Below are 26,391 nucleotides of genomic sequence, written 5' to 3'. Positions count from 1 at the left end.
TTGCTGTTAAGCGTAATTACTCAACCGTTACCGCTTTCGCCAGGTTACGTGGTTGGTCTACGTCCGTACCTTTGATCAGTGCTACGTAGTAAGACAGCAATTGCATTGGGATGGTGTAGTAGATCGCCGCCGTGATTTCACTAACGTGAGGCATCGTGATGATCTTCATTGTTTCATCGCCTTCGAAGCCTGCGTCTGCATCTGCGAATACATACAGAAGACCGCCACGCGCACGTACTTCCTCAACGTTTGATTTTAGCTTTTCAAGTAGGTCGTTGCTTGGTGCAACCACAACAACAGGCATGTCAGCATCAATCAGCGCAAGAGGACCGTGTTTCAGTTCACCCGCCGCGTACGCTTCTGCGTGGATGTACGAGATCTCTTTCAGTTTTAGAGACGCTTCCATCGCGATTGGGTAGAACTCGCCACGGCCTAGGAACAATGTGTGGTGCTTGTCTGCAAAATCCGTTGCTAGTGCTTCAATTTCTTTCTCGAAAGAAAGTGCCGCGTTGATTTGCTTAGGAAGTGCGTGTAGCGCTTCAACAATCTCTTTTTCTTTCTCTTTGCTGATGCGACCTTGCTCTTTACCCAGTGCCGTTACCAACATAAGTAGTGCAGAAAGTTGAGTCGTGAACGCTTTGGTTGAAGCCACACCGATTTCGACACCAGCGCGAGTCATGAATGCAAAATCTGATTCACGAACCAGAGAAGAGCCTGCTACGTTACAAATGGTCATCGCCGCCATGTAACCTTTCTCTTTTGCTAGGCGAAGTGCTGCTAGGGTATCAGCGGTTTCACCAGACTGAGACAACGTGATCAATAGGCTGTTTGGACGAGTCACAAACTTGCGGTAACGGAATTCAGACGCAATTTCTACATCACAGCTAACGCCTGCAATGTCTTCAAACCAGTAACGTGCGGTCATACCTGCGTTGTAAGACGTACCACACGCCACGATTTGTACGTGTTCTACTTTGCTTAGAATGTCTGCCGCGTGCACACCGATCGCGTCTGTCACAACAGAGTCTGCCGTGATACGACCTTCCATTGTGTTGATCAACGCTTTAGGTTGCTCATAGATTTCTTTTTGCATGAAGTGACGGTATTGGCCTTTATCACCTGCATCATGCTCTGCGTTAGATTCAACAATTTCACGCTCAACTGGCTCACCCGTTGCATCAAACACAGTGACTTCACGGCGAGTAATTTCTGCTACGTCCCCTTCTTCTAGGTACATGAAACGGCGCGTAACGTTAAGTAATGCAAGTTGGTCAGACGCTAGGAAGTTTTCACCTACACCAAAACCGATCACGATCGGGCTGCCTGAACGCGCTACTACGATGCGTGAAGGATCTTTGCGATCCAACGCTACCGTGCCGTATGCGCCTTCAAGTTGTTTTGCTGTTTTTTGTACCGCTTCTAATAGCGTTTCTGAAGTACGAAGTTCCCACTCAACCATGTGTGCGATAACTTCTGTATCCGTTTGCGATTCAAACACGTAGCCACGAGATTGAAGCAGCTCACGCAGCTCTTCATGGTTTTCGATGATGCCGTTATGGACCACTGCGATATCACCAGACATGTGTGGGTGAGCATTGATTTCAGAAGGTTCACCGTGCGTCGCCCAACGAGTGTGCGCAATACCAGTTCCGCCGATCACTTTTGCTTCTTCTACTGCATCAGCCAATTCTTGTACTTTACCCAAGCGACGAACGCGCGTTAGGTTTGATTCGCCATCAACAACCGCAACGCCAGCAGAGTCGTAACCGCGGTACTCTAAGCGGCGTAGACCTTCAACCAAAATTTCTGCAACATCTCGTTGTGCTACTGCACCTACGATTCCACACATGTGTTTATCTCCGTTTGTAGTTTTGTTCTTCCCTAGCCATGATTTCAAATAGAGGCAGCAAGCAAAGGCCTTTATCCAGAGGGAAGTAAAATATGAAACTGATTACATTATTAGGCGCAAATGACTTTCACGCCATGTTGTTCAATCTGTACTTTATGCTCTGCTTGGATATCTGCATCGGTCACCAACACATCAACTTGATGCCAAGCGAGCTCTAAGTTTGGGATCTTACGGCCGATTTTTTCGGACTCGATCATTACGATCACTTCACGTGACGCTTCTGCCATTACCTTACTTAAGCCAACCAACTCATTAAATGTCGTGGTTCCACGCTCGAGATCGATGCCATCCGCACCGATGAATAGTTGGTCAAAGTCGTAAGCTCGTAATACAGATTCGGCCACTTTGCCTTGAAAGGACTCTGAGTGCGTATCCCAAGTACCGCCAGTCATCAGCAGTGTCGGTTCGCTCTCTAATTCATTTAGGGCGTTAGCAACATGCAACGAGTTGGTCATGACCACTAAGCCACGTTTGTCATTCAACTGTTGAATCAGCGCGGCAGTCGTGCTGCCACTGTCGATCACGATGCGATTATGATCGCGAATCAATGATGCTGCTGCTTTTGCTAAGCTTAACTTTCGAGTCGAAACATTAGCGCCCAATTCTTCGTGAATGACTTCCTTTGGGATAGCAATCGCACCGCCATAGCGGCGTAGAAGTTGGCCGTTTTTCTCTAAAGAAGCTAAATCCTTTCTAATCGTGACCTCTGAGGTTTCGAATTTCTGAGCAAGTTCATCAACGCTGACTTCTCCTAGTTCAGAAACCAAGTTAGAAATGGCGTGTCTTCTTAATTGAGTATTTCGTTTCGACATTTAAGTTTTGATTTTAAGTTTCGATGTGAAACTTATTATAGTCAAACCGAAACTTTTAAGTCCATTTATTTCGATCCAAAAAATTAATATTTCTCGATAAAACCTTGTCCTAAGACAATTCTTAAACAGTGATATTGGATTCATTCAGTGGTAGAATTCGCCACCGAAAAGAAAAAAAATTACAGAATTGAAGGCTATTTTTTTGCAACTTTCTGCATATAAAGTGGGATTAGTCACAAAAAGGTAACCAAAATCGCCGATCTTTTAGTCATAAAATGACTAAACTTGGTGAAAGACTTTCAGAATCTGAAGTTCTAATAATGAGACGAAAAATCGGTGGGTGACAGGTACTAAATGTCATCAAAAACGTCCTGACTTCAGAGTAAATAACCGACTTTCAAATTGTAACTATACTTACCGGAGAGTATCTTCCATGAAAAAGACCAAAATCGTATGTACGATTGGCCCTAAAACAGAATCTGTAGAGAAGCTAACTGAACTAGTTAACGCAGGCATGAACGTAATGCGCCTTAACTTCTCTCACGGTGACTACGAAGAACACGGCACTCGTATCGCGAACTTCCGTAAAGTAATGGAAGCTACTGGCAAACCACTAGCAATTCTTCTAGATACTAAAGGTCCAGAAATCCGCACTATCAAGCTAGAAGGCGGTAACGATGTTGATCTAGTAGCAGGTCAAGAATTCACTTTCACAACTGACACTTCAGTTGTAGGTAACAAAGATAAAGTTGCAGTAACTTACGCTGGTTTCGCAGCAGACCTAAACGTAGGTAACACTATCCTAGTAGACGACGGTCTAATCGAGATGGAAGTTATCTCTAAGACTGAAACTGAAGTTAAATGTAAAGTTCTTAACAACGGTGCACTAGGCGAAAACAAAGGTGTTAACCTTCCTGGCGTTTCTGTAAACCTACCTGCACTATCTGAAAAAGATAAGAACGACCTTAAATTTGGTTGTGAGCAAGGCGTTGACTTCGTAGCAGCTTCTTTCATCCGTAAAGCGTCTGACGTTCAAGAAATCCGTGAAGTACTTGCTGCAAACGGCGGCGAGAACATCCACATCATCTCTAAGATCGAAAACCAAGAAGGTGTTGATAACTTCGACGAGATCCTAGAGCTTTCTGACGGCATCATGGTTGCTCGTGGTGACCTAGGTGTTGAAATCCCAGCTGAAGAAGTAATCTTCGCTCAGAAAATGATGATCGAGAAGTGTAACCGTGCACGTAAGATGGTTATCACTGCAACTCAAATGCTTGATTCTATGATCAACAACCCACGTCCTACTCGTGCGGAAGCAGGCGACGTTGCTAACGCAGTAATGGACGGTACTGACGCAGTAATGCTTTCTGGTGAAACGGCGAAAGGTAAATACCCTGTTGAAGCGGTAACTATCATGGCTCAAATCGCGAACCGTACTGACTCAGCGCTAAAAGCTGAACTAGGTTCTCGTCTAGACAGCCCACGTCTACGCATCACTGAAGCAGTATGTAAAGGCGCTGTAGACACAGCTGAGAAACTAGCTGCTCCACTTATCGTTGTTGCAACTGAAGGCGGTAAGTCTGCACGTTCAGTACGTAAGTACTTCCCAACTGCAAACATTCTAGCGCTAACAACTAACAAGAAAACTGCTGCACAGCTAGTTCTAACTAAAGGTGTTACTCCTGTAGTTGTTGATTCAATCGAAAGCACTGACGCATTCTACGTAGCGGGTAAAGAACTTGCTCTAGAATCAGGTCTAGGTAACAAAGGCGATATCGTTGTTATGGTTTCTGGCGCTCTAGTTGCTTCAGGTACTACGAACACAGCTTCTGTACACGTGCTATAAGACTGAACTTTTAACACTTCAGTTTCTTGAGAAGGAGGGCTTATGCCCTCCTTTTTTATATGGCTTTCTTGCTCTCATAATAGGCTAATTGTATTATTTACCTCTATCAGAATTTCGTACTGTTTAATTTTATCGTCACGATTAAAGTTTCTATGAGGTGTATGTGTCTAGTCCCACTCTTACCGACAAAGTATTAAGAATGATCCGTCAGGATATTCTCGATGGCGAGCTTAAACCAGGTCAAAAACTCGTGGTTGCCGAACTCAAAGAGAAGTACAACGTAGGAGCGTCACCCATTCGAGAAGCATTGGTGCAATTATCTTGGAGCAAATACGTCAAACTCGAGCCGCAAAAAGGCTGCTGGGTTGCACCTGTATGTAAAGATGAGTTACATGACTTGTACGAAAGCCTGCAAATGGTCTCCGCATGCTTACTCAGTAAGGCAATTATGATTGGCGATGAAAAATGGGAACTGGATGTACTAACTGCTTATCACAAGTTATCCCGAGTAAAACCTGGCGAAAGCTTTTGTTGGAGGGAATGGGAAGAGCGCCAAAATCAGTTTCTTACTGCGCTGTTTGAAGGTGCTGGCTCTGTCAATATGTTTGGTTTTTTCCGCGATCTACTCACGCAAATTAAACGCTACCAATACTTCGCGATGCAGATTTTAGGCACAGGGAACCCTGGGCACTGTAATCTCGATGAGCAAGAAATACTGATGAAGGCATCGCTAGACAAAAAGAGTCGGGATGCTTTAGGTTATCTAGAGCGTTATTTGAGACAGTCAATACAGTGTATCGAAGCCGCCATCGACAACCAATGTCGCATACTGGCTAGCGAATAACGCTGAGACTAAAAAGCGGGGGTCTATCCCCGTTTTTTCGTTTTTGTAAAAGCACTAAGCAATATCATCATAACTATGACATAGCGATACGCAGTTACGCCCTGCACTTTTTGACTCATACAAAGCAATATCAGCACATTTATACGTTCTTGTACGATCAGAGGTTAAATCACTATACCCAGCACTGACAGTAATGCCTCTATCACTACGCATTTGAACCGCGACACGTAGCCTGTTCAATACAATTTCAGCCTCTTCTAGTGTTGTATGCGGCATAATCACTGCAAATTCCTCACCACCGACACGAGATACAAAGTCTGTGCTGCGGACTTCTTCTAGGAGGGTTTCTGCGACACTACAAATCACCTTGTCTCCTTCGTCGTGGCCAAGCTCGTCATTAATACGTTTAAAGTGGTCAATATCAAACAACGCCAAACAAGCAGGAGGGCTATCAGGATAGCGTTCAATAATCCCCGCATATTGCGCCAATTGCTCTTCAAATTTTCGGCGGTTCCACAACCCCGTCAAGCCATCTTTTTCGCTTAGGTTTCGTAATTTTTCTTCTAACTCTTTTTGCCCAGAGATATCCACCAGCGACGTAATGTAATAACTCACTTTACCTGATTTGGTTAAATTCGCCTGAATACGCATTATTGCGGTAAAGACTTGATTAAACTTAGTTCGACAACGAATCTCCCCTTCCCATACGTGTTCACTCTTCAGTGTTTTCCAGATACTCAGGTTTGCTTCGAGATCTTCAGGTAAGAGAATTAAATGATGTGCACTCCAACCTTGGGCATGCTTGGTTGAGTAACCCATCATGTTTTCAAACTCTTGATTAACCATGATGATTCTATGCGAAGCATCCGAGATCATCACCGCAGTCATACCATCAAGAGCAGCTCGAGCCAACTTCGATTCCATACTATGACGCCGATAATGCAGAGCAAGGGCTGCCGTCGGCAAAGTGAAGCCGAGCACCAAACTTAGAACAAAAAACGCTTCTTGGATTAAGTCATCAATATCCCTCTGAGCTCGGGATAATAACTGCTCATTGGTAAGATCAATAACCAGATGAAGAGGTTCGCTAGAAACAAACTGGATGGTGCGATACGCGACCAAATTCGAACCATTGTAAGCATAGCCCGAATCTTTTGAATTTAAACTACGCCAAATGTTTGGGTACATCCGGCCAAAATTAAATTGAGAGCGAGCGGGAATTATATGGCCATACAAACGAGCTGATTTAGGGCTATCAATGTAAAATCCGTCACTCTTAATCAGCTCAATATGGAAATCAAGCACTGACGAATAGTTGAGTCGAGAGGATAAATAGTCAATATCAACATTAAGCACAAGATACCCTTCGCGCTTTCCGTTAAGCGAAATAGGCATCAAAATACGCAGTGACGGGCTATAGGGATAGACTAACTCGCCATATTCTCGTTCTAAACCTATCCCCCACGAAGCGATTTCGCCATCGTCTAAGTTCTTAGCGAATTGAAAGTAATCTCGCTCTGACTTATTTTGCAATTTGATCGCGGGCAACGCAGCGCCTGTTTCAATCTCATAATTAATCCTCACTTTTTCTCGACCAGAAACATCAAGAAAGCGAATTTGCTTATACAACTTTTGATTGATTGCGACCGAGATCCACATGTCTTCTAAGATGGAACGGTTCACCCGGTTAGGTTGGCGCAGATATTCATACAGACTTTGGCTGTGACCAAGTAGGTCACTGATCGTTTCGATTTGATCCTGAATATTGCTGTATTCACGGCCAGTATAGGCCAATTGATGTACCGCTTCTTGAGCGGTGTTCTCAACATTGTTTTCTAACAACGTCAGATATTTCTGATAGTAGTAAGCGGCAGTGAGTGCACTAAAAAATAGTGCTGTCGCCAATAAGGTGCCGACTCGCTTAGGTACTTTCACACGTCTAATGCCTATCATGCTTACTAAAACGACAATTATATCATTAATTGTTATTTTCTAAACAAAAAAGCCACTTAGATTAAGTGGCTTTTCTATATGCAATCAGAGAGTTAAGGTTTGAGAGCTCGCTCTCCTCGCGCAATGCCAACGACACCACTACGAGCAACTTCGACAACTTCGGTCACTTCGGATATCGCTTGAATGAAGGCATCTAGCTTTTCACTCGTACCCGCAAGTTGTACGGTGTATTGGGAAGCCGTGACATCCACGATCTGGCCACGAAAGATGTCTGCCGTCCGCTTCACTTCTGCTCGCGCAAAACCACTGGCTTTCACTTTCACCATCATCAGTTCACGCTCAATGTGCTCATACTCGGTGACTTCTTGCACTTTCAGCACATCGATCAATTTGTGTAACTGCTTCTGAATTTGTTCCAACTGCATCTCATCAGATGTCGTGGTAATGTTCATTCGCGACAGGGTTTCATCATCAGTCGGTGATACCGTCAAAGATTCAATGTTGTAACCACGTTGAGAGAACAAACCAACAACACGAGACAACGCACCCGGTTGGTTTTCCAATAGCAATGAAATAATGTGTCTCATATTAAGTTCTCTCCGTTTTGCTTAGCCACATTTTATCCATACCCTCACCTTTGATTTGCATCGGGTATACGTGTTCGGTTTCGTCTACGTTGATGTCCACAAACACCAGACGATCTTTCATATCCAACGCTTTTTGTAGCCCTTCTTCGAGCTGATCAGGCGTTTCGATACGAATACCGACGTGACCATAAGCTTCTGCAATCGCTGCAAAGTCAGGAACAGAACTCATGTAAGAATTAGAGTGACGACCTTGATAAATAATGTCTTGCCACTGTTTTACCATGCCTAAGAATCGGTTGTTCAGGTTGATGATCTTCACTGGAATGTCGTATTGCATGGCTGTCGACAATTCTTGAATATTCATCTGAATACTGCCGTCACCAGTCACAACCACGACCTCTTCTTGTGGCATGGCAAACTTCACGCCCATGCCAGCCGGAAGACCAAATCCCATGGTGCCAAGACCACCAGAGTTTATCCAACGGCGCGGCTTATTGAATGGGTAGTACAGTGCCGCAAACATCTGATGCTGGCCCACATCAGACGCCACATACGCGTCGCCATTAGTTAGCTTGTGCAGCGTTTCAATTACTTGCTGTGGCTTGATTCGTTCTGGAGACGTTTCATAAGACAAGCAGTTGCGGTCACGCCATACTTGAATGTCATCCCACCATGCAGTGATAGCATCTTGATCATTTCCACTACCTTGCTCTGCAAGCAGCCCGAGCATGGTTGTCAGCACTTTTTCCGCAGAACCTACGATCGGCAAATCCACTTTCACGTTTTTCGAGATCGATGACGGATCGATATCAATATGCATCACTTTTGCGTTTGGGCAGTACTTTTCAAGGTTGTTGGTTGTACGGTCATCAAAACGCACACCGATACCAAAAATAAGATCCGCTTCATGCATTGCCATATTAGCTTCGTAAGTGCCGTGCATACCCAACATGCCCAGTGAGTTTTTATGTGTACCCGGGAATGCCCCCAAGCCCATCAAAGTACTCACAACGGGTAGGTTCAGTTTGTCGGAAAGCTCTAAAATATGTTCATGAGCGCCAGAAATCACCGCACCACCACCGATATAAAGCACTGGTTTTTTCGCTTCTAATAGCGATTTAAGCGCTTTTTTAATCTGGCCTTTATGGCCCGAAGTTGTCGGCTTGTAAGAGCGCATTGAAAGCGTTTCTGGATATTGATAAGGCAGTTTGATTTGCGGGTTCATTACATCTTTTGGCAAATCAATCACAACTGGACCAGGTCGACCTGTAGTCGCGATATAAAACGCTTTTTTGATTGTTTCAGGAATATCTTCCGCTTTTTTTACTAAAAAGCTGTGTTTGACCACTGGGCGGGAGACACCGACGATGTCACACTCTTGGAAAGCATCATTACCAATTAGGCTATTCGGTACGTTACCCGAGATAACGATCATTGGGATAGAGTCCATATACGCTGTTGCAATACCCGTAATGGTATTGGTCGCGCCCGGCCCCGAGCACACAAGTACGACACCCGGTTTACCGGTAGCTCGAGCGTAACCATCTGCCATATGAGTGGCGGCTTGCTCATGCCTTACAAGTACGTGTTTGATTTGATCGGTTTTGGCATGCAGTGCATCGTAGATATCCAAAACAGAGCCACCTGGGTAGCCAAAGATCTGCTCTACGTGCTCTTCTATCAGAGATTGAACCACCATCTCTGCGCCTGACAACATTGCTGTCATAATTGCTCTCCTTAGCCAGTTTCCTCACCGTAAGGTCAACGGATTGGTCTGGTTTTACATAGTCTAGGTCTTATTCGTAGCCTAATCGAAATACTTCCACGTTTTCGGCTATGTCTTGCGTTCGTCATAACATCCCGCAAGGTTACCCAACAAATGTAACGTTTTATTATCAAAGGGTCTAATGAGAGATTGGTCTACTTTTTAAACAAGATACTAGTAATTAGAATGTTAGTAGGAATAGCAGCCACACATCTCCTATTTCACAGTACAACCTAAAAAGTTAACGCTCAAAAAAAGAACATTATTTCATAAGCTTTTAGCTACAGGGTGCGAAATAGCGTTATTTGACGAGCAGAACAGAAAAAATCAATACAAACAAAAATCCCCAGCAATGCGCGATCACATCACTGGGATTTTTTCATCAATATAAAATCTAAGTCAGCTTAAGTTACTTTTTATCCGACTTTTCCTTATACATTTCTTCAATTTCATCTTGGTATTTGTCATTGATGACTTTACGACGAAGTTTTTGAGTTGGCGTTAACTCACCATCATCCATAGAGAAAGCTCTTGGTAACAATTTAAATTTCTTCACTTGTTCAAACTTTGCCAACTCTTTTTGAAGATCGTTCACACGCTTCTCAAGCATTTCGACCACCTGGTGGTGCTTAATCAACTCAACGCGATCGTGATATTTGATATTCAGCTCTTTCGCGTACTCTTCTAGCGAGTCATAACAAGGCACGATAAGCGCAGAAACAAACTTACGAGTATCCGCAATGACTGCTATTTGCTCGATAAAGTGGTCTTTACCAATCGCACCTTCAATCATTTGTGGAGCGATGTATTTACCACCTGAAGTTTTCATCAACTCTTTGATACGATCGGTGATGAACAAGTTGCCATTTTCATCAATGTAACCAGCGTCGCCCGTTTTTAGGAAACCGTGCTCATCAAAGGTCTTTTCCGTCTCTTCTGGCATTTTGTAATAGCCACGCATCACCATTGGACCACGAACCAGAATCTCGTTGTTTTCGCCAATCTTAACCTGTGCGCCAGGCATCGACATACCAATAGAGTCGGGGTTAAAACATTTATCATCCCAACACGATACTGTCGCCGTGGTTTCAGTCATGCCGTAGCCCAACTTAACGTTGATACCAATCGCATGGAAGAATCGACCGATGGTTTCATCCAGCTTTGCACCACCACAAGGCATAAAGTTGATTTGCCCGCCAAGTAGCGCACGCAGTTTGCTCAGAACCAACTTATCCGCCAAAGCGTATGACTTACGCAGCAAGAGCGATGGCTGACGTTTTTCTTGATGACAAGCGGCCATTTTTGCGCCCATGTTGACTGCCCAAGTAAACATGATCTTACGATGAATCGGCGCGCGAGACACTTTCTCGTGAATCGCAGAGAAGATCTTCTCATAGAAACGCGGTACGGCACACATCACGGTAGGTCGCACCTGGCTCAGTGCATCACGTACTTGCATGGTGTCTTGCAAATAGCAGTTGGTCGCCCCTTTGTACAATACATAAAAGGTCCAAGCGCGCTCAAATACGTGTGACAACGGAAGGAAACATAATGACACGTCACTTTGAGAAAGGCTCAAGCGCTGATCGTGCCCTTCCAATTGCGCCGCAATGTTTGCGTAGTCCAACATAACGCCTTTTGGCTGGCCTGTTGTACCCGAGGTGTAGATCAGCGTGAGTAGATCATCTTCTTTTGCCTGATCTAAACGCGCGTCCAATTCAACTTGATATGTAGCGTCGCCTTTGGCAACAAATGCTTGCCAAGAGATAACGAAATCATGATCGCCAAGTTCTATATCATCAGACATCGCAACAATGAGCTCTAACTGTTCGCACTGGTCGAAAATGCTCACTGCTGCATCAAATTGAGGCTGTTCACCAACAAACAGAACTTTGACGTCTGCATTGTTAATGATGTACGCCGACTGGGCGGCAGTATTGGTTGGGTAAATAGGTACTGTCACGCTGCGTAATTGCAGTGCTGCGATATCAGCGATCGTCCATTGCGGCATGTTGTTCGAGAAAATGCCGATCTTATCTTGGACTCCTAATCCCTGAGCCAAAAGTGCAAGTGATAAAGCATCAACTTGCTGACCAAATTGCGTCCACGTAATACCTTGCCACTCCTCACCCACTTTATGCTTGAGTGCAACGCGTGTACCACCGTTCGCAATTTGTTCACGAATACGTTTAACGATATGAAAATCTAACTTGGCCATTCTTTTACTTACCTTTTGGCTTACAGGCGTAAGCTAATTGAGCGAACAAGTGTACTCACGGCTTGCTAAAACGCAACTGACCAGTATCAAACTTATCACTAATAAGAGACAACTATCACTTATACGTCGCGAACGTACCTCAAATTGCTGAATGATTACTCTATTTAACTTACTGTTTCGATTGTTGATTACGAAAACAAAAAGCCCCGAGAGACAAAAATCGCTCGGGGACCAATGAATTGTAAAAATTGATGATTACCAATATGGTCTAATCGAGAAGACCAAACGTCATCTTATTTTGCGGCAACGACTTCACCACAAGTGATCATCAGTTGATCGCGCAGCCAAATGTGGCCTTTATCTTTTTCGCTTGATTCATGCCAGCTTAAGAAGCCGCTGATTTCTTTGTTCGCAAATGGGAAATCAAGAATTTGCAGTTGATCGCTGTTTACCGCATTTTCCGCCATCCAACGTGGTGCAATAGTCACAAGCTCAGATTGACCCACCACGTATAGTAGGTTGCTTAAACTAGAACCTTCATACGCCGCTTGGCAATCCAGTTCACGGTACGCTTGCTCTGAGAAACTACGTTGGCCATGCACTTTCGATAACTTCGCATGCTTTTCGTTAAGCAGTTGCTCAGCCGTCACACCACCTTGAATGCGTGGGTGGGTTTTTGATGCGATAACCACTAATTCATCTTTGAAGATTTCAGTACTTGAGAAACCTTGCTCATCAAAACGAGCGTAGTCGATCACGAAATCAATTTCTTGGTAGCGCATACGCTCAGACAACAAACGGTCAAATTCTGCATCTAGATGAAGCTGAACGTTTGGTGCTTGTTGATTCACTTTTGCCATGATCTTCGGAGCAAAACGCATGTCACAAGGGCTGCAAATCGCAAGCTTGAATAAGCGAGTCGAAGATTCTGGTTGGAATACAGAGCTAGGAAGTTCATTGCGAATCAGCTGTAGTGCTTGGCGAATAGGGCCAAACAGTTGACGAGCTCGTTGCGTAGGCTGAATACCACGGCCTTGGCGCATGAATAGCTCGTCGTTAAACATCACTTTTAAGCGTGCCACGGCGTTACTTACCGCCGGTTGAGACATGCCTAGGTTATGTGCTGCACGAGTAATATTTTGCTCTTGCATTACAGCATCAAATACAGTCAGTAGGTTTAAATCTACACCACGCAAAGTGCTTTCCATACGGTAGCTAGCAATTGCGCTCATCGCGTCTTTCTTCTCTAACATTGAGTGCGCCTCTTTTGTAATCGTCAACTTTGTTCATTAAATTCATAACGAATAGAATCCCATCTCGCACAAAAGACGGCGGCTGGATTCGAATCATTTTACGAATAGATAACCTAACTTTTTATTATATTTATCGTCCGGATACTTCCGGCTCGAACTGTACTATCAACTAATCGATTGCGGTTTCGCAACTAGATTGATATTTAATCAGTAAATTTTAGCCAATTAGGTATTTATTCTTTAAATAACAAAAGCTTGATAAAAACATAAAAAACTATAAAACACGTAAAAATGCATTCTTTGAGGACGTATTTAGCAAATTGATAGGACAGGCGGTTAACACAAGCATGCATTTAGCTCGGTTATTGGTTGGGATAGGAACAACATATAGCAGCTATATCTCTGATTGAATTTTGCACTTATCAGTCAAATTATCAGCAAATACACACTGAATAGAAATGAGAGAGGAAGAATAAAAATGCAGCCTTCCAAACAGAAAGGCTGCAACAAAATCGTGTCAAAAATGGAAGGAACAATGTACTTAGAACAACGTACTTAAATGTTCGACACGTAACTTGGAAAATCAACCTGCTCCCACAGCTGTCTGGATAACTCTGCTTTTGAATCCCATGCACCTTGCAGTACCCAATGAACAATAGCCTGAGCAACATCTGGGTATTTCACACTTTCGGCTTGTTGCTCCTTTAGCCACTGGCGTACTGCGGAAATGTCTAAGCTCTCCATCGACATCGCAAGCCCTAAATCTTCTAAGGTCGCAACATTGCTCTGCTGCTCGAATTGACCCGCGAGTGGCTTTAGTAACAATTTTTTCCCCAAAGACAAGGCTTCTGAAGGAAGCTCAAACCCACCATTAGCAATGACACCACTACAGCGATGCAAATGATGCTGGAAGTTGCTGTGGCATAAAGGGCGCAGTTCTATGTTTTCTACCTGCTCACATTCGATCACATCCGGGTGATAACAGATAAACGCTTGTTGATTAAAGTGGAACAATAAGTCCGAGATATCTTCAATCGATTCGAACGGTAGATACACCAACACGAAGTCGTCGTTTTCTGCTTGGCTATCGACGGTATGCACTATCGGTGGTAACAAAGGTTGATCAAAATGATGCCAATGCAAACCAAGGTGGTGTTGAGAAGGCGCAAAGTATTCAATGACGGATTTATCTAACCAACTTGCTCCCTTTAGTGGCACCGGATAACGGAAAGCATTTTGGTGGCTGATACCAATAGAAGGTTTATTTTGTTGTCTCGCTGCCCACGCTGTCACAGGTTCGAAATCATTAATGATAAGATCGTAGGACGACAGATCGAGTTGCTTAACTTCTTTGAAAAACTGCACCAAATTGTTATTCAATGCTGTTTTCGCGTAGTTTACAGAGCCTTTTTCGGTAATAAAGGTGAAGCCTCGGCGAGTCTGGTAATCGCCAAATGCTTCCATTGAAAAATATTTTTCCGGCGCTCGCCCAGAAAACAAAAAGTCGACCTCAACATCGTGCTCTTTAAACGCATGACTCATCGCCCTTGCGCGTGCAATATGTCCGTTTCCTGTCCCTTGAACACCGTACAAGATTTTCATCAATTAGCCTCCCAACATCGCAATCGCTAATCCACCACAAAGACTGCCAAGCAGTGCACCAATGATGACATCGGTAAAAAAGTGCACACCCAATAAGATTCGCGCGGTTCCGATTAAACTTGCCCAAAAGAATGCAGCAACGCCTAGGCTCGGATAGAAATGGTCAATCAGCGTCGCCATGACAAACGCAGCGGCAGTGTGTCCTGAAGGAAGACTATAGCGATCAGAGGGGGTAATAAAAGCAGGAAGGAGTGCATTAAGCTCTTCAGGGCGACGACGCTTAAAACTATTTTTCAGCGTCCAATAAATTGGTAGCTCGATAGCAAAAGCAAGTAAACCCGCCAGTAAAAACCAGACTCCTTGCTCCTTATCTAAATACCAAGCTAATAACCCCAACACCAAGTAAAGATGCCCGTCACCACTGTGGGAAACTCCTTTACTGATATTGGCGACTTGTTGATTAAAACGGTGCTTAAGACAAACACTAGAGAGCGCTAAATCAAACTTAGCAATGGTTGCAATTGGCTGTGTAATTGTCTCTATGGTTCGCATGTGACCTTTCCTTACTTTGACAACGCCTTTCTGTGAAAAGTAGGAGGTTTAGGTGACAACAGCATGACGGGAGTTTGGACAATTAATGACAAAGGCCAAATTAAGGTGCGCCCAACAATTTATCTATTGGGCATAACCATAAAAATAGAACATTAAGAAGGGTTTGATAGTTGCGGTTGAGGGGTGTCTATATACCAGACTTTTCTCTTCTTGCGGCAGGCGCGCAAAGAGCCCGTCGTCATGTCGCCATCTTTTGTAAGCTCATAGCTCAGTGAGCGGCAAGTATAGTTTCCCGACAGTTCATGCTCTATACTCGTTTGCTCCGTTTTACTCGAGTTAGGCTCTAGTAAAGGGTTAGGCTGTGTAGATAAAATGTCACGATTTATCACATTGCTGCGCGCATAATCCTTATGGACATAACCTTTTATCACTCCTTTCTGTTCAACGAGAAACCAAGGTTGATCAACTACTTTTGCTAGCACATTAAAGACTTCCCCTTTCGATAATACGCCAAGCTTTTCCCCTTCAAGACTCGGTTTGGAGCGTAGGTTTAATGTGGTCTTAGAGCGGTAAGAAACATCCATAAACTCTACTGGGTTTGAAGTATCGACACCTTCAGTGGTTGGTCGGAAAACTTCCGCTTGCTGTTTCTCACTAGGTTGAACGCGGATCTTCCACCAAGAATACGTTTCCGGATCTTTACCTTTAAACTTATTTCGGCTGTCAGACTCAAGGGCAACAAGCATCTGATTCAAGAACGATTCGCGTCCCTCATAACTCAAAAATCGATCCATTTGATCATTGATAACCATGACGCTCTGCGAGTGATCATTCATAACAACGGGGGAAGCCACTTCCACATAGGTCTGCGATTGAAACAGCTGACAACCCGACAAGCTGACCAGAGTAAATACTATGGCTGAACGTCCAAATTGTTTTGTTAACCTCATTCTTTCCCTAACCCTTATTTCTTTTACCTAGTGCAACTGCACTACTATAAATGGTCATTCAAAACTTTTGCCAAACAATTCGGACCTTTGTGTGACAAGTCGCAATCCCGATGCTTGTTTTGGTAATGAAACGTCGCAAACTTGATGAGAACTTACTTCTTCTGGCACGTTTCTATCGCATCATGTCGTTTCACTTAGTGCATCATTTTTTTCAAGCAAACGAAAAGACTCATCCGATATGAATAAAAAATCGACTTTAGGGTTGACGCGCTTCATGGAGTGCGGTACTAATTTGTTAACTTAATTATGTGGAAAGCTTAACAACTATGTCAGCTCATTTTTCTATCCTGCTTAGCCTCCTCCTGATCGTGACCAGTTCGCGCGGGTAGGCTGTGGAAGAAAAATAACCACACCAATTTCTAAGAACCCGCATGAGAATGCGGGTTTTTTTATATCTAAATACTGGAAGTAAACGATTCACTTGCGCGAAAGTGCAGAAATCAGGAAGGAAGCAAACATGAACGATCAGGTCATTATATTCGACACCACATTGCGTGATGGCGAGCAAGCGTTGTCAGCAAGCTTGACGGTTAAAGAAAAACTGCAGATTGCCTATGCGCTGGAAAGACTCGGCGTTGATGTTATCGAAGCTGGCTTCCCAATCTCTTCACCAGGTGATTTCGAGTCTGTACAAACTATCGCAAAAAACATAAAAAACAGTCGAGTTTGTGCCCTTTCGCGTGCCGTTGCGAAAGACATTGATGCTGCCGCTGAAGCCTTAAAAGTGGCCGACCAATTCCGTATCCACACGTTTTTAGCCACTTCCACCATTCACGTAGAAGACAAACTACGCCGCAGCTACGACGATGTACTAGAAATGGCAGTCAACGCCGTTAAACATGCACGTAACTACACTGATGATGTCGAGTTTTCTTGTGAAGATGCTGGTCGTACTCCAATCGACAACCTATGTCGCATGGTAGAAGCCGCCATCAATGCAGGTGCGAGTACAATCAACATTCCAGATACCGTTGGCTACACCGTACCAAGTGAGTTTGGTGGGATTATTGAAACTCTATTTAACCGCGTTCCGAACATTGATAAAGCGATCATCTCCGTTCACTGTCACGACGATTTGGGGATGTCAGTTGCCAACTCTATTGCCGCCGTTCAAGCTGGCGCACGTCAGATAGAAGGCACGATCAATGGCATTGGAGAGCGAGCGGGTAACTGTTCACTTGAAGAGATCGCAATGATCATCAAGACTCGTCAAGAGTTTTTGGGCGTTCACACTGGCATTAAGCATGATGAAATTCACCGCACCAGTAAGTTGGTTAGCCAGCTATGCAATATGCCTATTCAAAGCAACAAAGCAATTGTGGGTGCAAATGCGTTTAGCCACTCTTCAGGCATCCACCAAGATGGCATGTTGAAGAATAAGAATACCTACGAAATCATGACCCCTGAGTCTATTGGCCTAAAAAACCAAGCTCTGAACCTAACCAGCCGCAGCGGTCGCGCTGCCGTGAAGAGCCATATGGACACCATGGGTTACAACGAAGACGAGTACAACCTAGACGCACTGTATGCGGATTTCTTGAAACTTGCTGACCGCAAAGGCCAAGTGTTCGATTACGACCTAGAAGCCCTAATGCACTTCTCGAACTTGCGTGAAGAAGATGACTTCTACAAATTGAGCTACCTAAGCGTGCAGTCTGGCAGCGTAATGGCTACCACCAGCATCAAAATGCAATGCGGTGATGAAGAAATGTGTGAAGCAGCGGTCGGTAATGGCCCAGTTGATGCGCTATACCAATGTATCTACCGCGTGACAGGCTACGACATCGTTCTGGATAAATTCGACCTAACCGCGAAAGGTGAAGGTGAAGATGGTTTGGGTCAAGCAGACATCATTGCCAACTACAAAGGTCGCAAATACCACGGTACGGGTGTTTCCACCGACATCGTTGAGGCTTCCGGCCAAGCATTATTGCACGTTATTAACAGCATTCATCGTGCAGATAAAATCGAAGAAATGAAGCAGAAAAAGATTGCGACTGTGTAATAACAACCGGGCTACACGGCTCAGGAAAGAACACGCTCGTTGAAATAATTAAGCTCAAAATTAGAAAACTTAAAGGATTAACATGACAGACAAATCGTACAAAATTGCCGTCCTACCCGGTGACGGCATTGGCCCGGAAGTAATGGCGCAGGCACATAAAGTATTGGATGCAATCGAAAAGAAACATGGTATTGCGTTTGAGCGTGACGAGCATGATGTAGGTGGTATCGCGATCGACAATCACGGTTGTCCACTTCCAGAGAGCACAATAAAAGCATGTGAAGAGTCTGATGCAGTCCTATTCGGCTCGGTTGGCGGCCCTAAGTGGGAGCACTTACCACCAAACGACCAACCTGAACGCGGTGCCCTACTTCCACTACGCAAACACTTCCAACTGTTCTGTAACTTACGTCCAGCGCAAATTCACTCAGGTCTTGAAGCTTTCTCACCGTTACGTGCAGACATCTCGGGTCGCGGCTTTGACATCGTGGTAGTCCGTGAACTGACGGGTGGTATCTACTTCGGCCAACCGAAAGGTCGTGAAGGTGAAGGCGCAACAGAAAAAGCATTTGATACTGAGGTGTACCACCGCTTTGAGATCGAACGTATTGCAAAAATCGCTTTTGACTCTGCTCGTCTACGTCGCAAGAAAGTGTGCTCTATCGACAAAGCGAACGTTCTACAAAGCTCTATCTTATGGCGTGAAGTAGTCGAAGAAATCGCAAAAGACTACCCAGATGTCGAGTTGTCACACATGTACATTGATAACGCGACTATGCAGCTTATCAAAGACCCTGCTCAGTTCGACGTAATGCTGTGTTCAAACATCTTCGGCGACATCATTTCTGATGAATGTGCGATGATCACAGGCTCTATGGGTATGTTGCCATCAGCAAGTCTAAACGAAAGCAAATTCGGTCTGTACGAGCCAGCAGGTGGCAGTGCACCCGATATCGCAGGTAAGAATATTGCTAACCCTGTGGCGCAAATCCTATCAGCAGCACTGATGCTGCGTTACAGCCTAGGTGAAGAAACTGCGGCGCAAGACATTGAAGACGCAGTATCAAAAGCACTTTCAGCTGGGGAGCTAACGGGCGATCTTGCTGGTGACAACCCTGCGCTTACAACATCTGAGATGGGCGATAAGATCGCTGAGTACATCTTAAACTCGTAATACAGAACAGATTCATAATAAATACTAAATCCTCTATCCACCAATGACTTACCTCTAAGTCATTGGTGCTAAAACAAAGCAACAAGGATAACGAGGAAAGGAAGCAAACAATGGGCAAAACACTATACGAAAAAGTCTACGACGCACACGTTGCCGTCGCAGCAGAAGGGGAAAACCCAATCTTGTACATCGACCGTCACTTGGTACATGAAGTGACGTCTCCGCAAGCATTTGACGGCTTGCGTGAAAAAGGTCGTAAGGTGCGTCAGGTCAGCAAAACTTTTGCCACCATGGACCACAACGTTTCAACAACCACCAAAGACATCAACGCATCCGGTGAGATGGCTCGTATCCAGATGGAAACGCTATCGAAAAACTGTGAAGAGTTTGGTGTTACGCTTTACGACATTAACCATAAATATCAAGGTATTGTGCACGTTATGGGCCCAGAGCTTGGTATTACCCTACCGGGCATGACCATTGTTTGTGGTGACTCGCACACTGCTACACACGGTGCGTTCGGCTCGCTAGCTTTTGGTATTGGAACATCTGAAGTTGAGCACGTATTAGCAACTCAAACGCTAAAACAAGCGCGCGCTAAAACGATGAAGATCGAAGTGAAAGGCAAAGTGGCTCCGGGCATTACTGCGAAAGACATTGTGCTAGCCATCATCGGTGAAACGACAGCAGCAGGCGGTACAGGCTACGTAGTTGAATTCTGTGGTGAAGCGATCACTGACCTTTCAATGGAAGGCCGCATGACCGTATGTAATATGGCGATAGAGCTAGGTGCGAAAGCCGGTTTGATTGCGCCAGATGAAACCACGTTCGAATACATCAAAGGCCGTAAATTCTCACCTCAAGGTGCCGACTTTGATGCAGCAGTAGAATACTGGAAGACATTAAAAACTGACGATGATGCTCAGTTTGATGCAGTCGTGACACTAAACGCAGCGGATATCAGACCACAAGTCACTTGGGGTACTAACCCAGGCCAAGTGATCGCAGTAGATCAACCTATCCCAGCACCAGAAAGCTTTGCCGACCCAGTAGAAAAAGCATCGGCAGAAAAAGCATTGGCTTACATGGGCCTAGAGGCAGGCAAGTCATTGTCTGATTACAACGTCGATAAAGTCTTCGTTGGTTCTTGTACTAACTCACGTATCGAAGACATGCGCGCAGCCGCTGAAGTAGCGAAAGGTCGCAAAGTCGCGCCTCACGTTCAAGCGCTGATCGTTCCTGGCTCTGAGCAAGTAAAAGCGCAAGCAGAAGCGGAAGGCTTGGACGTTATCTTTAAAGAAGCGGGCTTTGAGTGGCGCCTACCAGGTTGCTCGATGTGTCTAGCAATGAACAATGACCGTTTGGGCCCACATGAACGTTGTGCGTCTACTTCAAACCGTAACTTTGAAGGCCGCCAAGGTCGTGATGGCCGTACCCACCTAGTGAGCCCTGCGATGGCAGCGGCAGCAGCAATTGCTGGTCACTTTGTAGATATTCGTGAACTAGACTAAGGAGCAAACCAATGTCAGGCTTTAAACAACACACAGGCTTAGTTGTTCCTCTAGATGCAGCGAACGTTGATACTGATGCCATCATTCCAAAGCAGTTCCTACAAAAGGTCTCCCGCCTAGGGTTTGGTAAGCACCTATTCCATGACTGGCGCTTCCTAGACGATGCTGGCGAACAGCCAAATCCAGAGTTCGTGATGAACGCACCTCGCTACCAAGGCGCGTCTATCTTGCTGGCTCGTGAAAACTTCGGCTGTGGCTCATCTCGTGAGCACGCACCGTGGGCACTAGCGGATTACGGCATCAAAGCGATGATCGCACCAAGCTTTGCCGATATTTTTTACGGCAACTCGATCAACAACCAAATGGTGCCAGTTCGTTTGACTGAACAAGAAGTGGATGAAATCTTCCAGTTTGTTGAGGCAAATGAAGGTGCAGAAGTCGAGGTCGACCTAGAAGCGAATGTCGTTCGTGCCAACGGCAAAGAATATGGTTTTGAAATCGATTCGTTCCGTCGTCATTGCTTGCTAAACGGTTTGGACAACATTGGCCTAACCCTTCAACACGAAGATAAGATTGCTGAGTACGAAGCGAATATTCCAAGCTTCTTGCGTTAAGACGCGTTAGTAAATACACAAATCAAGGGCTGGCAATTGTCGGCCCTTGATTTGTTTTGGGTGACTGATCTCATATCGCTTTGCTTACAGAATACCGAACGCCTCTGTTGAAATTCGTCATCCTGAACAGCGACGAAGGAGCGTGATTCAGGATCGACTACCAGAGCGCACTGTACAGATTCATACTGTCTTTACTCAAGAGTTTGTGGGTATTAGATTCCTGATATCGCTTATGCTCCTCGGAATGACAGCGAATAAAGGCCACTGATTACTGAAAGAAAACAAGCACTAAACTGGTCTACACTATCAACAATATCTCATTCAAAGGTATCTCTATGAAGCGTCTGTTATTGCTGTTGTGTGCTCTGGTTTCTTTCTCGACATTGTCCGCGCCTAAATCCGACTTATGGCCATATTGGAAACAATCGAATCAAGCCAACCAAACCCAAATTTCTCATCAAGAATGGCAACAACTGCTCGATACTTATTTAGTTGAACAAGGCGAGAATACCTTGTTTCGTTATAGCCAAGTCTCCTCTGTCGATAAAACTAAGCTGAAACAATACATCCAGCGTTTGGCAAAACTAGACCCTCTACAATACAACCAAGCAGAGCAATATGCCTATTGGGTAAACCTTTACAACGCCATCACGGTAGATCTTATTTTGGATAACTATCCAGTCGAATCAATCACCAAGCTAGGTGGTTTATTTAGCTTTGGTCCTTGGGGAGACGATGTGGTCGTGGTCAATGGGAAGGATCTAACTTTAAACGATATTGAACATCGAATTTTGCGTCCAATTTGGAATGACCCAAGAACGCATTACGCGGTTAACTGTGCCAGCCTAGGATGCCCTAATCTGCAATCTCAAGCATTCACTGCTGACAACACGCAAGCTCTACTGGATAGTGCCGCCAAAACATTTATCAACAGCAGCAAAGGCGTATCTATCCAAGGTAACACGGCACAGCTGTCTTCTATTTATGATTGGTTTGCAACGGACTTTGGTGGAGAAAAACAAATCTTCAAACACATCGCAAAGTACGCACCGCAATACAAAAACTTATCTGGCAAAGTGAAATACGAATACGATTGGGACTTGAATCAAGCCAACTAAACTGGGGGATGTGAGGTCAATTAGCATTAGGGACATAATAGGCCAAAAGCTAAAGACACCGGCAACTCAAAGACTAAGACATGAAAAAAAAGGGCACTGAGTGCCCTTTTTTACATCCAAATGTTTGATAGAAAACGTCCGACTACTTAAAGCCTTTAACCTTCTTAATAAGATCGTAAGCGTTTTGAATCTCTTGAGATTTCTCTTTCGCGACGTTCATCATCTCTGGTGGTAAGCCTTTAGCCATCAATTTGTCCGGGTGATGCTCGTTCATCAGTTTACGATAAGCACGCTTAACGGTTTTACTGTCTGCATCTGAAGACACATCCAGAATTTTGTACGCGTCGGCCAACTGATCCGCTTGTGAAGCTTGTTGCCAGCTACCACCTGAAGATTGGCCTTGATGCTGACCATGAAAACCGCCCTGGCTTTGGAAACGAAATGCGGCTTCTTGCATTTGCAAACGACGCTCTAATTGCTCAGAAGAGAAACCCAAACCACGTGCAATTTTGTGTAGTACATTTCGTTCACTCGGGTGGATTGAGCCATCTGCAAAGGCCGCCGAGATTTGCAGCTCTAAGAAAAATTGCAACAAGTCAAAGCGACCAGCTGTCGAAATTTTCACACGAACAAGAACATCTTCTAACGGAAAGTCGCTGTCTTTACCTTCACGAAACGCGTCTTGCGCTGCGCGACGCTGTTCGCCATGCAAATTCATGCGGTCCATCATGGCAGAAGCCAGTTGGATTTCCTCTTTGGTGACTTGGCCTTTCGCTTTTGCCACATGTCCCATTACCGCAAACGCCGCTTTAAAAAACTCTTCTTGGCGTTGAGCTTGACTTGGCCCTTTTCCAAAGCCGCCAGTAGAGAACCCGGCTTGACTCAAGCGACGTGCTTTATCGAATTGATGGCCAATAAATAAGCCAAAGAGTAAACCTAGCGGCCCGCCAAGTAACAAGCCAAAAAAGGCACCCAGAATTTTGCCAAAAATATGCATTATGTGTTCTCTATCAATGAATTTTTATCGACGACGGCGGTCTTATAGTGCCGGATGCAACGATTTCCTTTATGATAATGGAATTAGTTTTATTTCGGCTAGGCCATTTCGCCTGCTTATCTTTGCAGCTATTTTGTCGTCATTATGCCACAGTGAATCAATACGCTGGGATAAATGCGACTATAGTTGATTCATTTGGCTATTACGCTAGGGTACAACAAGCCCTATAGCCATCGAGTAGTAGTGACACAGGAAAGTTCAATTCAATGCAACATTTCTCCCGCACATTTTTAGCGGCCTCTATCAGCACCGCCTTGTTTGTACCCACCACTCAAGCTGAAGCGAATATCCATGATAGTGTGCAGGAAATGCCCGCCACAGATCAATGTTTGGTCGATACAAGTGGCGAGGAGGACGCTCTTAATACCCCAGTAGTGGTAGAAGCTGACACCCTGCAAGCCATCAATGGTGACAAAGCTCAGTACTCAGGTAATGTACAAGTCACCCAAGGCCAGAAGAAAATTACCGCAGATAGCGTAACGCTGCACCAACAAGACAACGTCGTGGTTGCCGAAGGCAACGTGACTTTCAATGACGGCCAAGTCAAAGCTCGATCTGATCGTGTTACTAACGACATTAATCAAGATACGTTTTCACTTGAGAACACTGATTATCAGTTCCTTTGCCAACAAGGCCGAGGCACTGCAGCCTATATCGCTCGCACAGGTCAGTCGGTTTATGAACTCGAAGACGGCTCTATCACATCGTGCCCTCAAGGCGATAATTCATGGCGATTGGTTGCGTCAGGCATCGATGTTGACCAAGATGAAGAGACAGCGACGCTGCACCATCCTCGATTTGAAGTGTTAGATGTGCCTGTTTTCTATGTGCCGTATCTAACCATGCCAATTGGAGATACGCGTAAAACGGGTTTCCTCTTCCCTTCTTTATCGTACGGTTCTAGTGATGGTATGGAAGTCGAGGTGCCATTCTATTGGAACATCGCGCCTCAATATGACATGACACTCACCACGCTCTATATGCAGCAACGTGGTACAAAACTCGATACTGACTTCCGCTACCTAACAGATGGTTGGGGAAATGGGGAAATCAAAGGCGAATACCTCAATAGTGATCGCAAATACCAGGACGAGTCTCGTTGGGGCTACCAAGTTAAACACGACGGTATCATCAATAAACAGTGGATAGTCAAAGTCGATTACTCAAAAGTGAGTGATATTGATTACTTCCTCGATCTCGACTCCGACATTGGTAACCGTGAAGATGGTCAACTGGTTCAAGAAGGACAAGTACAATATCGTTCTGACTTCTGGGATGCCTCGTTAACCGTTCGTGACTTCCAAATCTTATTGAAAGAAGAGAACCGCCCTTATCGCCTGCTTCCTCAGTTAGACTTGAACTACTACACGCCGTTGTGGGGAGATTACCTTAACTTTGACGTGAAGAGCCAAGTCAGCCGCTTCGATACGAGCGATGCTGCGCGACCAAATGCGACCCGTGTTCACATTGAACCAGGGCTTACATTACCACTCTCAAACTCATGGGCAACGTGGACAACAGAAGCGCGTGTGCTCTCTACGTATTACTCTCAAGACTTAACGGGTTTGACAGATGTAAACTTGCAAAACCAGTTGGATGATGAAGTTTCTCGTGTTATTCCTGAGTTCCGTACGCATGCGCAACTTTACTTAGAGCGAGATACAAGCTGGATCAAGGGCTACACACAAACACTGGAGCCTCAGCTGCAGTACTTGTACGTACCTGAAGAAGATCAAACCAACATCTACAACTACGATACCACCTTGCTACAAACCGACTACTACGGGCTATTCCGCAGTCGTAAGTACAGTGGCATTGATAAAATCGCCTCGGCGAACCAGTTAAGCTACGGTGCGAGTACTCGCTTCTTTGATGATGACTATAAAGAGCGTCTTAACGTTTCATTTGGTCAGATTTACTACTTCGATAAAAAGACCAAACTGAGCAACAGCCCAAATCTTCCGGATGAGACAACCAATTACTCATCATGGGCGATTGAAGCTGATTTCAACTACAACGATTACTTGTTCTATCACGGTGGAATTCAATACGATATTGATTTGAGCTCCATGCAGTTGGCAAACAGTACCTTGGAATACCAATTCAACGGCGGCTTTATTCAGGGTAACTATCGCTACGTTACGCGTGAATACATCGAAGATACGATCATTCTCGAAAACCTAGACACAATTACTCGTAAAGGTATTTCTCAAGCAGGTATTGTAGCGGCCTACGAGTTCAACCCGAACTGGTCTGCGAGTGGTCAATACTACTACGACCTCAATGAAAATGCGGACCTAGAATGGTTAGCGAGCCTACGTTACCAATCTGACTGTTGGTACATTGGCGTCACTTACTCAAACCAATTGCTTGGTTGGGAAGACCAAGCTATCGGCAGCACCGGGGCATCACCTGAATACGAAAATAACTTCAGCGTTAACTTCGGTATTCAAGGCTTTGCGACCAACCAGCGTGAAGACACTGCTGTCAAAGAACTGGATGGTTCTGACAACGCGATTAAGTACGGCCGCCCATTCTATCTGAACAATTAATCAAAATAG

Annotated in this window: 19 protein-coding genes; 8 read left to right on the top strand and 11 right to left on the bottom strand. The window is 44.8% G+C overall.

The window, feature by feature from the left end; translation table 11 throughout:
- Positions 1-16: 16 nt before the first annotated feature.
- Both glmS and R7Z47_RS14160 read right to left on the bottom strand, forming a co-directional pair.
- On the bottom strand, positions 17-1,849 hold the full coding sequence (gene glmS / locus R7Z47_RS14165; RefSeq protein WP_033906046.1) for a glutamine--fructose-6-phosphate transaminase (isomerizing): 1,833 nt from the start codon (positions 1,847-1,849) through the stop codon (positions 17-19).
- 110 nt (positions 1,850-1,959) lie between these two features.
- Positions 1,960-2,721 carry a DeoR/GlpR family DNA-binding transcription regulator gene (locus R7Z47_RS14160; RefSeq protein WP_005379701.1) on the bottom strand — a complete coding sequence of 254 codons (762 nt, stop codon included), beginning with the start codon at positions 2,719-2,721 and terminating at the stop codon, positions 1,960-1,962.
- A gap of 433 nt (positions 2,722-3,154) precedes the next feature.
- Between R7Z47_RS14160 and pykF the strand changes: the two genes are divergently transcribed.
- Together pykF and R7Z47_RS14150 are read left to right on the top strand one after the other, a co-directional pair.
- Positions 3,155-4,567: a pyruvate kinase PykF gene (pykF, locus tag R7Z47_RS14155; RefSeq protein ID WP_005392243.1), complete on the top strand. Its 1,413-nt coding sequence runs from the start codon at positions 3,155-3,157 to the stop codon at positions 4,565-4,567.
- Between the two features lie 157 nt (positions 4,568-4,724).
- Positions 4,725-5,411, top strand: coding sequence for a GntR family transcriptional regulator (locus R7Z47_RS14150; protein ID WP_318130167.1), 687 nt, complete (start codon positions 4,725-4,727; stop codon positions 5,409-5,411).
- A gap of 54 nt (positions 5,412-5,465) precedes the next feature.
- Here the strand turns inward: R7Z47_RS14150 and R7Z47_RS14145 are convergent, their stop codons facing one another.
- The 8 genes from R7Z47_RS14145 to R7Z47_RS14110 all read right to left on the bottom strand — a co-directional run bounded on the left by R7Z47_RS14145 (position 5,466) and on the right by R7Z47_RS14110 (position 16,291).
- Entirely contained in the window at positions 5,466-7,346 is a 1,881-nt protein-coding gene (locus R7Z47_RS14145; RefSeq protein ID WP_213869518.1) for a GGDEF domain-containing protein, read from the bottom strand.
- A gap of 110 nt (positions 7,347-7,456) precedes the next feature.
- Complete coding sequence (gene ilvN, locus R7Z47_RS14140) at positions 7,457-7,951, bottom strand: acetolactate synthase small subunit (RefSeq protein WP_005379697.1); 495 nt, start codon at positions 7,949-7,951, stop codon at positions 7,457-7,459.
- Between the two features lies 1 nt (position 7,952).
- The gene (locus R7Z47_RS14135; RefSeq protein ID WP_005379695.1) at positions 7,953-9,677 is read right to left on the bottom strand and encodes an acetolactate synthase 3 large subunit; all 1,725 of its coding nucleotides are present in this window, start codon (positions 9,675-9,677) and stop codon (positions 7,953-7,955) included.
- Between the two features lie 448 nt (positions 9,678-10,125).
- A complete protein-coding gene (locus R7Z47_RS14130; protein WP_005379694.1) occupies positions 10,126-11,934 on the bottom strand; it encodes an AMP-dependent synthetase/ligase in 1,809 nt (602 codons plus the stop codon).
- Between the two features lie 293 nt (positions 11,935-12,227).
- On the bottom strand, positions 12,228-13,187 hold the full coding sequence (gene calR, locus R7Z47_RS14125) for a LysR family transcriptional regulator CalR (protein WP_005379693.1): 960 nt from the start codon (positions 13,185-13,187) through the stop codon (positions 12,228-12,230).
- 555 nt (positions 13,188-13,742) lie between these two features.
- Positions 13,743-14,789 (bottom strand): MJ1255/VC2487 family glycosyltransferase, encoded by a 1,047-nt coding sequence (locus tag R7Z47_RS14120; RefSeq protein WP_005379691.1) that lies wholly within the window; start codon positions 14,787-14,789, stop codon positions 13,743-13,745.
- 3 nt (positions 14,790-14,792) lie between these two features.
- Positions 14,793-15,341 carry a phosphatase PAP2 family protein gene (locus tag R7Z47_RS14115; RefSeq protein WP_033906038.1) on the bottom strand — a complete coding sequence of 183 codons (549 nt, stop codon included), beginning with the start codon at positions 15,339-15,341 and terminating at the stop codon, positions 14,793-14,795.
- Between the two features lie 152 nt (positions 15,342-15,493).
- Positions 15,494-16,291 (bottom strand): SH3 domain-containing protein, encoded by a 798-nt coding sequence (locus R7Z47_RS14110; protein WP_025998525.1) that lies wholly within the window; start codon positions 16,289-16,291, stop codon positions 15,494-15,496.
- Positions 16,292-16,808: 517 nt separating this feature from the next.
- Between R7Z47_RS14110 and leuA the strand changes: the two genes are divergently transcribed.
- The 5 genes from leuA to R7Z47_RS14085 all read left to right on the top strand — a co-directional run bounded on the left by leuA (position 16,809) and on the right by R7Z47_RS14085 (position 22,773).
- Entirely contained in the window at positions 16,809-18,356 is a 1,548-nt protein-coding gene (leuA, locus tag R7Z47_RS14105; RefSeq protein ID WP_005379685.1) for a 2-isopropylmalate synthase, read from the top strand.
- An 82-nt stretch (positions 18,357-18,438) separates the two neighbouring features.
- A complete protein-coding gene (leuB, locus tag R7Z47_RS14100) occupies positions 18,439-19,530 on the top strand; it encodes a 3-isopropylmalate dehydrogenase (RefSeq protein WP_258454482.1) in 1,092 nt (363 codons plus the stop codon).
- 110 nt (positions 19,531-19,640) lie between these two features.
- Positions 19,641-21,041 (top strand): 3-isopropylmalate dehydratase large subunit, encoded by a 1,401-nt coding sequence (gene leuC / locus R7Z47_RS14095; protein ID WP_005383069.1) that lies wholly within the window; start codon positions 19,641-19,643, stop codon positions 21,039-21,041.
- An 11-nt stretch (positions 21,042-21,052) separates the two neighbouring features.
- Entirely contained in the window at positions 21,053-21,655 is a 603-nt protein-coding gene (leuD, locus tag R7Z47_RS14090) for a 3-isopropylmalate dehydratase small subunit (RefSeq protein WP_005383071.1), read from the top strand.
- Between the two features lie 335 nt (positions 21,656-21,990).
- Positions 21,991-22,773 (top strand): DUF547 domain-containing protein, encoded by a 783-nt coding sequence (locus R7Z47_RS14085; RefSeq protein WP_262606799.1) that lies wholly within the window; start codon positions 21,991-21,993, stop codon positions 22,771-22,773.
- A gap of 142 nt (positions 22,774-22,915) precedes the next feature.
- Here the strand turns inward: R7Z47_RS14085 and djlA are convergent, their stop codons facing one another.
- On the bottom strand, positions 22,916-23,770 hold the full coding sequence (gene djlA / locus R7Z47_RS14080; protein ID WP_005383076.1) for a co-chaperone DjlA: 855 nt from the start codon (positions 23,768-23,770) through the stop codon (positions 22,916-22,918).
- A gap of 266 nt (positions 23,771-24,036) precedes the next feature.
- On the opposite strand from djlA, the gene lptD reads away from it, so the two are divergent.
- Positions 24,037-26,382, top strand: a complete 2,346-nt coding sequence (lptD, locus tag R7Z47_RS14075) for an LPS assembly protein LptD (RefSeq protein ID WP_005379673.1) — start codon at positions 24,037-24,039, stop codon at positions 26,380-26,382.
- Positions 26,383-26,391: the final 9 nt, after the last annotated feature.

Source organism: Vibrio sp. 1641 (assembly GCF_033339995.1).
In the GTDB taxonomy this organism is placed as follows: Bacteria; Pseudomonadota; Gammaproteobacteria; order Enterobacterales; family Vibrionaceae; genus Vibrio; species Vibrio alginolyticus.
Note: the sequence above shows the minus strand (reverse complement) of the source record. Positions and strands in the feature narration are given on the sequence as shown.

What these genes read in the sequence shown, in the direction of transcription:
- glmS (WP_033906046.1), bottom strand. Translation starts at nt 1,849, where the DNA reads ATGTGTGGAATCGTAGGTGCAGTAGCACAACGAGATGTTGCAGAAATT.
- R7Z47_RS14160 (WP_005379701.1), bottom strand. Translation starts at nt 2,721, where the DNA reads ATGTCGAAACGAAATACTCAATTAAGAAGACACGCCATTTCTAACTTG.
- pykF (WP_005392243.1), top strand. Translation starts at nt 3,155, where the DNA reads ATGAAAAAGACCAAAATCGTATGTACGATTGGCCCTAAAACAGAATCT.
- ilvN (WP_005379697.1), bottom strand. Translation starts at nt 7,951, where the DNA reads ATGAGACACATTATTTCATTGCTATTGGAAAACCAACCGGGTGCGTTG.
- R7Z47_RS14135 (WP_005379695.1), bottom strand. Translation starts at nt 9,677, where the DNA reads ATGACAGCAATGTTGTCAGGCGCAGAGATGGTGGTTCAATCTCTGATA.
- R7Z47_RS14130 (WP_005379694.1), bottom strand. Translation starts at nt 11,934, where the DNA reads ATGGCCAAGTTAGATTTTCATATCGTTAAACGTATTCGTGAACAAATT.
- calR (WP_005379693.1), bottom strand. Translation starts at nt 13,187, where the DNA reads ATGTTAGAGAAGAAAGACGCGATGAGCGCAATTGCTAGCTACCGTATG.
- R7Z47_RS14120 (WP_005379691.1), bottom strand. Translation starts at nt 14,789, where the DNA reads ATGAAAATCTTGTACGGTGTTCAAGGGACAGGAAACGGACATATTGCA.
- R7Z47_RS14115 (WP_033906038.1), bottom strand. Translation starts at nt 15,341, where the DNA reads ATGCGAACCATAGAGACAATTACACAGCCAATTGCAACCATTGCTAAG.
- R7Z47_RS14110 (WP_025998525.1), bottom strand. Translation starts at nt 16,291, where the DNA reads ATGAGGTTAACAAAACAATTTGGACGTTCAGCCATAGTATTTACTCTG.
- leuA (WP_005379685.1), top strand. Translation starts at nt 16,809, where the DNA reads ATGAACGATCAGGTCATTATATTCGACACCACATTGCGTGATGGCGAG.
- leuB (WP_258454482.1), top strand. Translation starts at nt 18,439, where the DNA reads ATGACAGACAAATCGTACAAAATTGCCGTCCTACCCGGTGACGGCATT.
- leuC (WP_005383069.1), top strand. Translation starts at nt 19,641, where the DNA reads ATGGGCAAAACACTATACGAAAAAGTCTACGACGCACACGTTGCCGTC.
- leuD (WP_005383071.1), top strand. Translation starts at nt 21,053, where the DNA reads ATGTCAGGCTTTAAACAACACACAGGCTTAGTTGTTCCTCTAGATGCA.
- R7Z47_RS14085 (WP_262606799.1), top strand. Translation starts at nt 21,991, where the DNA reads ATGAAGCGTCTGTTATTGCTGTTGTGTGCTCTGGTTTCTTTCTCGACA.
- djlA (WP_005383076.1), bottom strand. Translation starts at nt 23,770, where the DNA reads ATGCATATTTTTGGCAAAATTCTGGGTGCCTTTTTTGGCTTGTTACTT.
- lptD (WP_005379673.1), top strand. Translation starts at nt 24,037, where the DNA reads ATGCAACATTTCTCCCGCACATTTTTAGCGGCCTCTATCAGCACCGCC.